We start from the raw sequence: 12134 nt of genomic DNA on the forward strand, positions 1-12134 counted from the left end.
TGTGGCCGACCGCCCCAGGTCTCCACAGGAGCCGCCGATGTCTGCGTCACCGTCGCCCGAACCGTCGCCCGAGTCGACACCGCCCGAGTCGCCGCCGACCGAGTCGCCGCACGACTACGTGTCGCTGCGCCTCGATCCGACGTCGCCCGCCGCAGCCGGGCGCACCTACGGCCGGTTCCCCGATCGGCACGGGCGCGATCTCGCACCCGATGAGACGGTCGAGGAGTTCACGGGCGATCCGGATGCCGCGACCGACCTGAACCCGCGGGTCTTCCTACCGCGCGGCGCCTCGCCGTTCCACGCCAGGGGCCTGCGCGTCGCGCTCGCCATGAAGGGCGGGGTGAGCCTCGCGGTCTGGATCGGCGGCGCGATCGCCGAGCTCGACATCCTCCGGCGCATCCGCATCTTCCGCGTCGAGGGCGACGAACGCCCGCAGGCGCTGCTCATCCACCCGTCGACCGTGAAGGGCTCGCGCACGAGCGCCGCCGCCGCATCGGCCGCAGCCTCCGACGGCGACCTGCTCGAGCGCGCCGACCGGTACGCGCGCCTCCTGTACGAACGCGGCTACGACCGGGTGGAGTTCGACGTGCTCGCGGGGGCGAGCGCGGGCGGGCTGAACGCCGTGATGTACGCCGTCGCGCAACGCGCCGGCGTCGGCCTCGAGGGCATCCTCGGCACCTGGATCACGACCGGGTCGGCCTGGGGCCTGCTGCAGACGGGCAGGCCCGCGGCATTCGACTCGGTGCTGCGCGGCGACGAATACTTCTGGGTCGAGCTCGAGCAGGCGCTCGAGCGCATCGCGACCGGCGACGTGCGCGGGGACGCGGCACGCGGCGGATCCGATCGGCCCGTCATCGTGAACCCGCCGCATCCCGCGCTCAGTGCGCCGCATGTGGTCGTCGACCTGTCGGCGACCCTCATCGACGCGAAGGACACGACCGAGCGCAGTGCCGCGGAGGGCCACGCGCATTTCCGGTTCGTCGGGGCCGAGCGCGACAGCGTCGAGGACCGCGGAATCCCGGGACGCGGCGCCGACCCGCAGGCCCGCCGCACCGCCTACGCCCGGCTCGCCTACGCCGCCAGGTCGACCTCGTCGTTCCCCGGCGCGTTCGAGCCCGCGCTCATCTACTCGGGCGACGAGGCCTTCGATCAGGCCTCGACCTCGAGTCCGCCCGACATGCGCAACGTGTTCAGCGCCCACCGTCACGACGGGCGGTCGCACCCGTTCCGGGTCGTCGACGGCGGGGTGCTCGACAACATCCCGATCGACCGCGCACTGCGGGCGGTGCGCAACATCCCCGCCAACGACCACGTCAACCGCGCGCTCGTCTACCTCGACCCGTCGCCCAAGGAGAGCTCGCGCTGGCTGCTCCGGGCGACCGCGTACCGCGGTCCGGCGCCCGAGCTGCCGCCCGACCCGTCCACGACGCGACGCGATCCGCTCTCACGGTTCCTCTTCGCCGTCATCGCCGGCGTCCGCAAGCGCGCCGGCGGCGAGTCCGGCGAGGACGAGATCGACGCGGTGTACGACGAACGCACCGCGTCGCTCGTGCGCAAGGGCCGCGACGAGATGCTCGCGGTGCGCATGAACGCCGCCCCGACCGCCGGAGAGGATCCGGATTCGGCCCTGAACTCGGCGTCGGCCTTCGCCCGCCTGCGATCGACGACCGACGCCGAGTTCCTCCGCATGGTGTTCAGTCGCCCGGGTGAGTGGACGCTCGGCACCAACCTCGATCGGCGCCCGCCCAGGCGAGCCCTCGACCGCGCGAGCATCGGGCTGTTCGAGAAGTCCCTCCGCGGCGTGCTCGACCGGGTCAGTCGCGGCGAGGATGTCGACGACCTCCCCGCCGACGTGATCTCGACCGGCTCGCAGACCCTCGTCGATGCGGCGTTCTGCACGCTGGCCTGGGTTCGGGCGATCGAGGACCAGAGCTTCCGCGGCAGCTCGCTGCACGCCCTCGACGCGGGCCTCGAGCGCACCGACGCCACGCGCACGACGACGCGCGCAGTGCTCCGCGAGCGGCTCTACGCGGTCATGTCGCGCGCTCGCGACCTTCGCGATCGCGCGGTCGAACAGGCGCTCGACGTGATCGACGACGCCCCCTCGCTCGAATCGCCGCTCGACGGGCATCGCATCGACGCGATCGTCACGACCTGGCTGAAGGCGAACGCCGACGCGCCCCGCACCCGCAGAGACCTCTGGGCCCAGCTCGACGAGATCGTCGTCTGGCTGCAGCACGCGAGCACGGTCGTCGCGGCGGGCGATGCGAAGGGCCGATGGCTGGAGACGCCGTGGCACCGCATGCCGGGGGTCGGCACCCGCCTCCCGGCGAGCGACCTGCCGCTCATCTTCGCCGGCAGCGGGATCCCGACCGCGTCCTCGACGATCCGCTTCCACCGCATCGGCTCGGACACCCAACCCGCGTCGGTCGACGGGTACCGCACCCTCCTCGACGCGCAGATCCTCGACGGCTATCGGGCGGCGCTGGCCAAGCCCGTCGACGAGCTCGACCACGAGACCGTGGCCCGGCTGCTCGACGACCGGCAGCTGCGCTCGTCGTCGAAGCTCGCTGGGCTGCGCATCGCGAACTTCGCCGGCTTCCTGAGCGCCGCGTGGCGGCGCAACGACTGGTGGTGGGGCCGGCTGGATGCCGCGGCGGGCGCCGTCGAGCTGCTCGAGAGCATGGAACCGGCACCAGGGGTGGCGCCCACCACCGAGACGAGCCTCGACGCCGTGCACGCGGCGCTGCTCCGAGAGATGGACGCGAGCGACCAGCGTCCCTACCGGGCACCGGTCGCCCCGGATGCCGGCCCCGAGGGGGTCGACGAGATCCGGGCGCAACTCGTGCGCGGCGCGCAGGACCTGGAGTCCCTCGGTTCCGGCTACCGGGTGGCACTGGCCTCTCGCGTCGTGCGCGTCGCGTCGTCCGCGCTCGTGCGCGGCACCGGCGCGCTCTCGCCCAGCCGCATCGCGCAGTGGATGCTGCGACCGCTGCTCGTGCTCGCCCCCGCCCTGCTCTCACCGCCGCGCCTGATGCTCGCGGCGGTCATCCTCGCGTGCGGGCTCATGCTCGCGCTGCGCGAGATGACCGGCGACCTCAGCTCCGCCTCGGCGCTGGACCGGAGCTGGCTCGGCGCCCTGATCGCGGCGCTGGTCGCGGCGCTCATCGCCGGCATCCGGCTGCTCGGCGCCCGAAAGGCGCGACGTGAGCGGCGAGCCGCGGTCGACGACACCACGGTCGAGGGCACGCGCGCGCGCAGGATCATCCGGGTCGCCGAGCGCCGTGCGCGCACGCCTCGGCTCATCCTCGTCGCGCTCACGATCGTGCTCGTGGTCGTGTTCGGGCTCGCGGCCCTCGTGTTCGGACTCTGGACGCTGCCGTTCTGGGTCGCGCTCGCGGCACTCGTCGTCGTCACCGAGATCACCCACTATCAGCTGCAGACGGTCGCGTCGGCCAGGAGGTCGCGTCCCGGCCGGTGGATCCTGCTCGGACTGCTCGGCGTGCTCACGGTGGTCGCGACCGCGTTCCTCCCGATGCTCGCGTTCGACCCGCTGACGGCCGACCTCCCCTCGCCGTGGGGCTCGATGCTCTGGCGCTCGCTCGCCTCCGCGCTCGTCGTGGGCGCGCTCTCGCTCACGCTGCTCTCCCGCGCGTTGCGGCCGGCGCGCCTCATCCTCGTGACCCTCGTGACGATCGCCGCGACCCTCGTCGCCGTCGCGCTGACCACCTGGCTCGCGTCCCTCGACGACGCGACCGCGCCCAGCGGCGACACGACGGCGGTGGTCATCCAATCGGGCATCACGGGCGTGCAGGCGTGGATCGCGTTCGCCGTGACCGCGTGGGTCGCCGGAACGGTGCTCTGGTGGGCCCCGTGGTTCCGCGGCGACGGCACCGGGCCGAAGGGCATGCCGGCCGACACGGTGCACGACCTCGAGCCGGGTTCGCTCGTGCGGGAACGATCGACGGAGCACTGACGACGGTTCGCGGCATCCGCCCTGCTCGTTCACCTCGGCGAGCCTGCCGTTCACCTCGAACGGTGAGAATCGCCGCGTGGACCTTGCCGCGCTCGACGAGATCGCCGCCTCGCCGTGGGTGCTGCCCGTGCTGTTCGCATTCGTCGTGGGCGATGCCTTCCTCGTGGTGCTGCCGAGCGAGACCCTCGTCGTCGCCCTCGGCGCGCTCGCCGCGAGCACGGGATCGCCGCCGCTCGTCGCGGTGATCCCGGTCGCGGCGGCGGGCGCCGTGATCGGCGACCTGCTCTGCTACCTCATCGGCCGACGGGTCGGGCTCGAGCGGTGGGCGTGGCAGCGGCGCGGCCGGGTCGCCCGCGCGCTCGACCGCGCCCGCCGAACCGTGCACCGGCGCACCGCGGTGCTCGTCTTCACGGCCAGGTACGTGCCGTTCGCGCGCATCGCCGTGAACCTCGCGGCGGGCGCAGGCCGGGTGCCGCTGCGGAGGTACCTGCCGCTCTCGCTCGCGGCCGGAACGGCGTGGGCCTGCTACAACGTCGCGGTGGGCGCGCTGATCGGATCGGTCGTGGGCGACCGGCCGCTCGTCGCGATGGCGATCTCGGTTCCGGTCGCCATCGTGCTCGGCCTCGTCGTCGATCGGCTGGTGGGCGCGCTCGATGCGAGACGAGGGGCGGCTACTCCCCCGCGAGTCCGCCGATGAGGTGCCCCGTGGGCCGGTCGAGGGCGAACGGGTCGTTCACGAGGTGCGAACGGTCGCTCCGCTCGACGAGGTCGGCGAACTCCCTCGCGCCGCGGAAGATGCGGTCCGGCAGCGACCGCACGCCGTCGCCGCCGTCGCCCCAGTCGCTCGTGGCGGCGTACACGCCGGTCGGCACGGGGATCGCGTGCAGGTACGTGAACAACGGGCGGATCGCGTAGTCGATCGCGAGCGAGTGCCGCGGCGTGCCGCCGGTCGCGCCGATGAGCACGGGCAGGTCGGTCAGCGCCTGCGAGTCGATCACGTCGATGAACGACTTGAACAGGCCCGCGTAGCTCGTCGTGAAGATGGGCGTGACGGCGATGAGGCCGTCGGCCGTCGCGACCGCCTCGAGCGCCTGCTCGAGCTTCGGCGGTGCGAAACCCAGCAACAGGTTGTTCGTGATGTCGTGGGCGAGGTCGCGCAGCTCGAACGTCTGCACCTCGACCTCGACGCCGCGCTCACCGAGGATGTCCGCGGCGTCGGCGGCGAGGCGGTCGGCCAGCTGGCGCGTCGAGCTCGGGGTCGACAGTCCGGACGAGATAACGACGATGCGCTTGGTGTTCTCGGTCATGTGCGGAATTCCTATCGCGTGGCGGCGGGGCCGAAGGCCGAGCCGGTCTTGACGGGTGCGGGCGCCGCGGGCGCGGCCTGCGCGTCCTGGTACGGCGAGGGTCCTGCGAGGTTGTCGCCGCGGTTCGCGTTCGGGGTCGCCTGGCGCGGCGCCTCGTCGCCGTAGGTCGCGGCGACGAGCGAGGCGTGCGTCGGGGCATCCGGAACCTCGGCGGGGCGGTTCTTCGCGAACTCGCGGCGCAGCACCGGCACGACCTCCTCACCGAGCAGGTCGAGCTGCTCGAGCACGGTCTTCAGCGGCAGGCCGGCGTGGTCGAGCAGCCACAGCTGGCGCTGGTAGTCGCCGACGTAGTCGCGGAATCCGAGGGTGCGGTCGATGACCTCCTGCGGGCTGCCCACGGTGAGCGGGGTCTGCTGCGTGAAGTCCTCGAGGCTGGGGCCGTGGCCGTAGACGGGTGCGTTGTCGAAGTACGGGCGGAAGTCGCGCACGGCGTCCTGCGAGTTCCTGCGCATGAAGACCTGGCCGCCGAGGCCGACGATCGCCTGCGCGGCGGTGCCGTGGCCGTGGTGCTCGAAGCGCTGGCGGTAGAGGGCGATCATGCGCTGGGTGTGCGATGCCGGCCAGAAGATGTGGTTGGCGAAGAAGCCGTCGCCGTACGAGGCGGCCTGCTCGGCGACCTCCGGCGTGCGGATCGAGCCGTGCCAGACGAACGGGGGCACGCCGTCGAGCGGGCGCGGCGTCGAGGTGAAGCCCTGCAGCGGCGTGCGGAACCGGCCCTGCCAGTCGACGACGTCTTCGCGCCAGAGGCGGTGCAGCAGCTCGTAGTTCTCCTGCGCGAGCGGCAGGCCCTGGCGGATGTCCTTGCCGAACCACGGGTAGACCGGTCCGGTGTTGCCTCGGCCGAGCATGAGGTCGACGCGACCGCCCGACACGTGCTGGAGCATCGCGAAGTCCTCGGCGATCTTCACGGGGTCGTTCGTCGTGATGAGCGTGGTCGCGGTGGTCAGCTGCAGCGTCGAGGTCTGCCCCGCGATGTACGCGAGCGTCGTCGTGGGCGAACTCGACCAGAACGGCGGGTTGTGGTGCTCGCCGAGCGCGAAGACGTCGAGCCCGACCTCTTCGGCGTGCTTGGCGATCGTCAACGTCGCCTGGATGCGCTCGGCCTCGGTCGGGGTGCGGCCGGTCGTCGGGTCCTGGGTGATGTCGCTGACGGTGAAGATTCCGAACTGCATGGCGCCCTCCTGGGTGGTGCTGCTGATCCTGCAGGACCTCTGTTCCTGCAAGTCTATGCGTTTGCATACATCGGGTCCAACGGATGCCGCGTGCAGACTATTCCCGCCACGTTCACGAGTACGCGCATCGCTCTAGACTCGCATCCCATGGGCAGGATCTCGGTGGTCATCCCGTGTCTGGACGACGCGGTCCTCCTCGCGGCGTGCCTCGATGCGCTCGCGGCGCAGACCCGGGTTCCCGACGAGGTCGTCGTCGTCGACAACGGCTCCTCCGACGACTCGGCAGGCGTCGCCCTCGCCGCGGGCGCAACGCTCGTGCGTGAACCCGTGCGCGGCATCTGGCCGGCGACCGCCGCGGGGTTCGACGCGGCATCCGGCGACCTCATCACCCGGCTCGATGCCGACTCGGTGCCGCCGCCCGACTGGCTCGAACGGCTCGAACAGCGAATGTCCGCGCCCGATCACCCCACCGTCGTGACCGGACCGGGCGAGTTCTACGGCGGCGGGCGGTTCACGCGCTGGGCCGGGCGACACGTCTACATCGCCGGTTACTTCTGGTTCATCGGGCTCGTGCTCGGACATCCGCCGATCTTCGGCTCGAACTACGCGATCCGCGCCGACGCGTGGCAGGCGCTGCGCTCGATCGTGCACCGCGACCGCCCCGACCTGCACGACGACTTCGACCTGGCGTGGTGGATGCAGCCCGGCATGACGGTCGTGCTCGACAGGACCCTGGTGGTCGGCGTCTCGGCACGGCCGTTCGACCATTGGCCGGGCTTCATCCGACGCATCCGCATGGCCTTCCACACCCTCGCCGTGGAGATGCGCGCCTGGCCGCCGCTCGAACGGCGCGCCGATCGGCGAGCAGGAGTGCCGGGAGTGCCGGCGCGACCGGCCGGGATCGACGCCGAACCCCACGACCCCGAAGCCGACCTGCCGCGCATCGCCTGAGCCGCGGCCGGCCCGTTCGTGCTCAGCTCCGCGCGTAGAGCGCGAGCAGGTCGCGCACGAGCTGGTGCGGCGCCGTCTCGCACGGCGAGTGCCCGGTCGAGTACACCGCGACCTCGGCGCCGATCGCCCGCCCGAATGCCTCGTGGCGCTCGAGCGGCCAGAGGTCGTGCGCGCCGACCGCGACGAGCTTCGGCACGGGCGAGGCGGCCACCTCGGCGCGCAGGTCGGGCGTCTTCATCATGAGCGCGATGATGTCGTCGACGCTCTGGCGTCGGGTGAGCGCGAACCGCTCGCGCACGAACGCGAGCCGGCCGGGCGGCACCCGGTTCAGGTTGTTGCGGATGCCCCACAGCATGAGCGCCGCGCCCTGGCGCGGGTTCGTGTAGCCGGACAGCGGCCCGATGCGCTTCACGGTGCGGAACGCCTGCCCGACCTCGGGCGGGCAGCTCAGCAGTGCGAGGCTCGCGAACCGGTCGGGCCGCGCGATGAGCGCGAGTTGGGCGACCGTGCCCGCGAAGCTGTAGCCGAGCACATGCGCGCGGCCCGAACCCGAGTCGAGCACCGAGAGCACGTCGTCGAGGAAGAGCCGCTCGTCGTACCGCGCCCGAGGCGGATCGAGTCGCCACGGGCCGGCTTCGCTGGACTCGTACTGGCCGGCCAGGTCGAACGACTCGACCCGGTAGCCCGCATCGGCGAGCAGCGGCAGCATGAGCACGAAGTCCTCCTTCGACCCCGTGGCCCCCGGGATGAGCACGACGCGCTGACCGTCGGCCGGCCCCATGGCGATGGTGGCGATGGGCCCGCTCGGCGCGTCGAACACGCTGCGCTCGGCACCCTCCGGCAGGCGCTGCCAGTCGATGTCGGGGATGGCCGCATCGAGCGACTCGGCGTCGCGCTGCCAGTCGGGGGGCGGCGGGCCGACGATCCCCGCCGGCGTGGCACGGAATGTCGCGTCGCCCGGGCGCCGACGGAACACCCCGCGCCGATCGTCGATTCCCGTCACCCGTTCACGATAACGCGCCGCACAGGTCGCTCAGGGCGAACACGGGGCGCGTGTGGAGCACGAGACCGTACGCTGGAACCATGGCTACCGTCGCACTGACCCTGGAGACCTTCGAGAAGACGATCCTCGAGGGCGGCACCGTCTTCGTCGACTTCTGGGCCGGCTGGTGCGGCCCGTGCATGCAGTTCGCGCCCAACTACGAAGCCGCGTCCGAGGCGAACCCCGACCTCGTCTTCGCCAAGGTCGACACCGAGGACCAGCAGCAGCTCGCCGCCGCGATGAACATCACGTCGATCCCCACGATCATGGCCTTCAAGGACGGCATCGGCGTGTTCGCGCAGGCCGGCGCTCTGCCCCGCCCCGTCTTCGACGACCTCGTCTCGCAGGTGCGCGACCTCGACATGCAGAAGGTGCGCGAGCAGATCGCGGCCGAGCAGGCGACCGCGTCGGTGGACTCCTAAGACGCCGACAGGGCGGCTTCGAGGCCGCTCACGTCGAGGTCGACGCCGAACGGGCGCGACTCGCCCGTGATGAGCGCCGGCACGCGCACGTAGACGCCGTCGCCCCGAAGCCGGTCGAGCCGCTCGAGCCACGGCTCGGTCGCGGCATCCGCGATGAATCCCGCGTGACGCGGGCGATCGCCGCCGACCAGCTGCACGCCCACCCGGTACCGGCGCGAGAGCCACCGGCTCGCCCTCGGCACGAGCACCGCGTGCTGCTCGGCGCCGCCATGGATGCGGGCGAGGTCGATGGCCGTCTGATGCCGCCGCACGTCGGCCACCGGCAGCACCGTGCGCACCTCGCGGGCGCGCCGCGGCGCGTCGAGCACCTCGATGCCGTCGAGGCTCGACAGGTCGCCCCACCGATCGGGGTTCGATGCGTCGCGGCGGCCGCGCATGAGCCCCACGACGAGCCATGCGAGCGTCGCCACGAGCAGCGCGGTGAACGGCCAGAAGATCCACGGCGACGAGGTCGGGCGCACCAGCCCGGTGAACATCAGCAGCCCGATGAGCACGAGGTAGGGCAGCGGTTCCCAGGCGAGGAGCGGCTTGGAGCGAGGTGCGGGCATCGGATCAGGCTAGCGCAGCGACACAGGCTCAGCGCAGCGCCGGAAGCCGCGACGCGACCTCGTCGAGCACCGCACGGTCGCCCGCGTAGATGCCGTGCTCGCGCGGCCAGTGCGCGACGACGTCGGTGAAGCCGAGCTCGGCCGCGCGGCCGACCGCGTCCTCGAAGGCTCCGACGCTCGTGAGCGAGTATCGCGCCGACGAGTCGAGCAGCAGCGTGCGCGGCACGGCCGCGGCGTCGCGTCCGGCTACGGCGCAGGCGTCTTCGAAGCGGCGCGACAGCTCGTCCGCGTACGCCCACCACTCCTCGGTGTCGTCGACGGACCCGGCCGTGGTCACCCAGCCGTCGCCGAGGCGCACGGCGAGCGCCATGGCCTTGGGGCCGTCGGCGGCGATGTGCAGCGGCATCCGCGGGGCCTGTGCCGGGGCGCCGACCATGCGGGCGTTCACCGCCCGGTACCACTCGCCGTCGTAGGAGATGCCGGGAGCCTCGGATGCCGCGAGCGATGGATCCTCGAACCGCAGCAGCTCATCGAGGGCCTCGGTGAACTCGGCGAACCGCTCGAAGCGCTCGCGGGGCGACAGCTCGCGCTCGCCGAGCACGGTCGCATCCCACCCGGTGCCGCCCGAGCCGATGCCGAGCAGCACGCGCCCGCCGGCGATCTGGTCGACGGTCGCGATGTCCTTCGCGAACGGCACCGGATGACGGTAGTTCGGCGAGGCGACGAAGGTGCCGAGCCGGATGCGCTCGGTGACCATGGCGGCGGCGGTGAGCGTCGGCACGGTCGCGTGCCAGCGTTCGCCGGCGAGGTCGCGCCACGAGAGGTGGTCGTAGGTCCAGGCGTGGTCGAACCCGTACTGCTCGGCACCGCGCCAGAGCTCGGCGGCCTGCGGCCAGTCGGCCTGGGGGAGGATGCAGATTCCGAAGCGCATGGTCGCGAGTCTAGATCGGGGATCGGTCCTGCTGCAGTTCCGCCGGTATCGGCTCGGCGCCGAACTGCGCGTCGCGCTCCACGAGCGGTTCGACCCCCGCCGCCGGTCGCTCGAAGCGCACGAGCACGATGCCGCCGAGGATCAGCAGGCCGCCGAGCAGCTGCACCGGGCCGATGGCCTCGCCGAGCAGCACCCACGCGACGATGCCCGCGAAGACCACCTCCGAGAGCCCGAGGAACGAGGCCAGCCGCGTGCCGAGGATCTGGATCGCCATGATGCCCGAGACGTAGGCGAACGCCGTCGAGAGCGCGCCGACCGTGAGCACCGGCAGCCACCACGGCGCCATGGTGCCGAAGAACGCGACCTCGCCGAAGTGGGCCTCGAACGGCACGACGCCGATGACGAGCGAGAGGCCGAGCACGAGGCATCCGATGAACAGTCCGACCGCGGCGAGCGCGATCGGCGGAATGCCCGTGTCGGTCCTCTCGCCGAGCACGTAGTAGACGGCGACGCCGATCATCGCCACCGCGGCGAAGGCGATGCCGACCGGGTCCAGCGCGCCGCCGCCTGCGGGCCCGATGACGAGCACGAGGCCCGTGACGGCCACGACCGAACCGGCGAGCACGACGATCTGCGGCATGTGCCGGGTGCGCGTCCACGCGAAGGCGACGAGCGCGACCGGCGCGAGGTACTCGATGAGCAGCGCCGTGCTCACGGGGATTCGGGCGATCGACATGTAGAACGCCAGCTGCACGCCCGCGACCGCGATGACCGAGTAGACGAGCACGGTCCACTTCGCGCGCCAGAGCGGACGCAGGTCGAACTTCAGGGCCATGAGTCCGGGTACGAGCAGCAGGAGCGCACCGACGAGCACGCGGAAGAACACGGCGGCACCCGGCGACCAGCCCGACTCGAGCAGGGGCTTCACGATCGCGCCGCCCGCGCCGAACGCGAGACCGGACCCGAGGCCCAGCATGATTCCGAGGATGCCGCGTGAAGCCCGCATTCCGACACCGTTCCGTCTGCTCGCGAGTCGGAACCCCGTCATGCCCGAAACTCGTTATGCTCGTGACAGTACTCGTGGGATCGGTCAGGAGTCAAATGTTTTTCACCCATGACACGGAGTCCGCGCTCGCCTTCGTCGCGGCGCTCACCGACACGGTGCCCGAAGCCTCGGACTCGGGCGAGGACGAGCTGGCCACGATCGCCCAGCTGAACGCCCTGATCAGCCACTGGCGCTACTCGGGGCGGCACGACCGCGATGCCCGCGAACTCGCCGAGGTGCGTGACGCTCGCGAACGGCTCCGTACGCTCTGGATGCTCGACCGCGACGAGGCCGCCGACGCCGTCAACGAGCTCCTCGCCGACGCCGAGGCGCTCCCCCGGCTCGTGCGCCACGACGACCTCGACTGGCATATCCACGCGACCGCGAACGACGAGCCGCTCGCCACGCGCATCCTCGTCGAGGCGGCGATGGCCTTCGTCGACGTCATCCGCGCCGACCAGACCGACCGCCTGCGCGTCTGCGACGCCGACGACTGCGAGAGCCTCTACGTCGACCTCTCGAAGAACGGCTCGCGCCGGTTCTGCACGACGCGATGCGGCAACCGCATGGCCGTGCGGGCGTACCGGGCGCGCGTCGACGCGGAGTAGCCGGGCCGTCGA

General features: G+C 72.1%; 11 protein-coding genes. 5 read left to right on the forward strand and 6 right to left on the reverse strand.

The window, feature by feature from the left end:
* Positions 1-37 precede the first annotated feature (37 nt).
* Complete coding sequence (locus AC3IPY_RS12315; RefSeq protein ID WP_489184568.1) at positions 38-3976, forward strand: DUF3376 domain-containing protein; 3939 nt, start codon at positions 38-40, stop codon at positions 3974-3976.
* 76 nt (positions 3977-4052) lie between these two features.
* The gene (locus AC3IPY_RS12320; protein WP_489184569.1) at positions 4053-4673 is read left to right on the forward strand and encodes a DedA family protein; all 621 of its coding nucleotides are present in this window, start codon (positions 4053-4055) and stop codon (positions 4671-4673) included.
* On the opposite strand, the gene AC3IPY_RS12325 is transcribed toward AC3IPY_RS12320, so the two are convergent.
* The gene (locus AC3IPY_RS12325; RefSeq protein ID WP_489184570.1) at positions 4648-5283 is read right to left on the reverse strand and encodes an FMN reductase; all 636 of its coding nucleotides are present in this window, start codon (positions 5281-5283) and stop codon (positions 4648-4650) included. The genes AC3IPY_RS12320 and AC3IPY_RS12325 overlap by 26 nt on opposite strands.
* Positions 5284-5294: 11 nt before the next feature.
* Complete coding sequence (locus AC3IPY_RS12330; protein WP_489184571.1) at positions 5295-6515, reverse strand: LLM class flavin-dependent oxidoreductase; 1221 nt, start codon at positions 6513-6515, stop codon at positions 5295-5297.
* 147 nt (positions 6516-6662) lie between these two features.
* On the opposite strand from AC3IPY_RS12330, the gene AC3IPY_RS12335 reads away from it, so the two are divergent.
* The gene (locus tag AC3IPY_RS12335) at positions 6663-7466 is read left to right on the forward strand and encodes a glycosyltransferase family 2 protein (protein WP_489184572.1); all 804 of its coding nucleotides are present in this window, start codon (positions 6663-6665) and stop codon (positions 7464-7466) included.
* Between the two features lie 22 nt (positions 7467-7488).
* On the opposite strand, the gene AC3IPY_RS12340 is transcribed toward AC3IPY_RS12335, so the two are convergent.
* On the reverse strand, positions 7489-8391 hold the full coding sequence (locus tag AC3IPY_RS12340; RefSeq protein ID WP_489188324.1) for an alpha/beta fold hydrolase: 903 nt from the start codon (positions 8389-8391) through the stop codon (positions 7489-7491).
* Positions 8392-8549: 158 nt separating this feature from the next.
* On the opposite strand from AC3IPY_RS12340, the gene AC3IPY_RS12345 reads away from it, so the two are divergent.
* Positions 8550-8930 (forward strand): thioredoxin family protein, encoded by a 381-nt coding sequence (locus AC3IPY_RS12345; protein ID WP_489184573.1) that lies wholly within the window; start codon positions 8550-8552, stop codon positions 8928-8930.
* Here AC3IPY_RS12345 and AC3IPY_RS12350 read toward each other — a convergent pair.
* The 3 genes from AC3IPY_RS12350 to AC3IPY_RS12360 are packed head-to-tail and all read right to left on the reverse strand — an operon-like array spanning position 8927 to position 11445.
* A complete protein-coding gene (locus tag AC3IPY_RS12350) occupies positions 8927-9538 on the reverse strand; it encodes a hypothetical protein (RefSeq protein WP_489184574.1) in 612 nt (203 codons plus the stop codon). The genes AC3IPY_RS12345 and AC3IPY_RS12350 overlap by 4 nt on opposite strands.
* Positions 9539-9566: 28 nt before the next feature.
* Complete coding sequence (locus AC3IPY_RS12355; RefSeq protein WP_489184575.1) at positions 9567-10469, reverse strand: LLM class flavin-dependent oxidoreductase; 903 nt, start codon at positions 10467-10469, stop codon at positions 9567-9569.
* Positions 10470-10479: 10 nt separating this feature from the next.
* Entirely contained in the window at positions 10480-11445 is a 966-nt protein-coding gene (locus tag AC3IPY_RS12360) for an EamA family transporter (protein WP_489184576.1), read from the reverse strand.
* Positions 11446-11570: 125 nt separating this feature from the next.
* Here AC3IPY_RS12360 and AC3IPY_RS12365 point away from each other — a divergent pair, with 125 nt between their 5' ends.
* On the forward strand, positions 11571-12122 hold the full coding sequence (locus AC3IPY_RS12365) for a CGNR zinc finger domain-containing protein (RefSeq protein ID WP_489184577.1): 552 nt from the start codon (positions 11571-11573) through the stop codon (positions 12120-12122).
* The last annotated feature ends 12 nt before the right edge of the window (positions 12123-12134 follow it).

It is taken from the genome of Agromyces sp. GL_144, from assembly GCF_057834305.1.

What these genes read in the sequence shown, in the direction of transcription:
- AC3IPY_RS12365 (WP_489184577.1), top strand. Translation starts at nt 11,571, where the DNA reads ATGTTTTTCACCCATGACACGGAGTCCGCGCTCGCCTTCGTCGCGGCG.
- AC3IPY_RS12315 (WP_489184568.1), top strand. Translation starts at nt 38, where the DNA reads ATGTCTGCGTCACCGTCGCCCGAACCGTCGCCCGAGTCGACACCGCCC.
- AC3IPY_RS12355 (WP_489184575.1), bottom strand. Translation starts at nt 10,469, where the DNA reads ATGCGCTTCGGAATCTGCATCCTCCCCCAGGCCGACTGGCCGCAGGCC.
- AC3IPY_RS12325 (WP_489184570.1), bottom strand. Translation starts at nt 5,283, where the DNA reads ATGACCGAGAACACCAAGCGCATCGTCGTTATCTCGTCCGGACTGTCG.
- AC3IPY_RS12360 (WP_489184576.1), bottom strand. Translation starts at nt 11,445, where the DNA reads ATGCTGGGCCTCGGGTCCGGTCTCGCGTTCGGCGCGGGCGGCGCGATC.
- AC3IPY_RS12335 (WP_489184572.1), top strand. Translation starts at nt 6,663, where the DNA reads ATGGGCAGGATCTCGGTGGTCATCCCGTGTCTGGACGACGCGGTCCTC.
- AC3IPY_RS12350 (WP_489184574.1), bottom strand. Translation starts at nt 9,538, where the DNA reads ATGCCCGCACCTCGCTCCAAGCCGCTCCTCGCCTGGGAACCGCTGCCC.
- AC3IPY_RS12345 (WP_489184573.1), top strand. Translation starts at nt 8,550, where the DNA reads ATGGCTACCGTCGCACTGACCCTGGAGACCTTCGAGAAGACGATCCTC.
- AC3IPY_RS12330 (WP_489184571.1), bottom strand. Translation starts at nt 6,515, where the DNA reads ATGCAGTTCGGAATCTTCACCGTCAGCGACATCACCCAGGACCCGACG.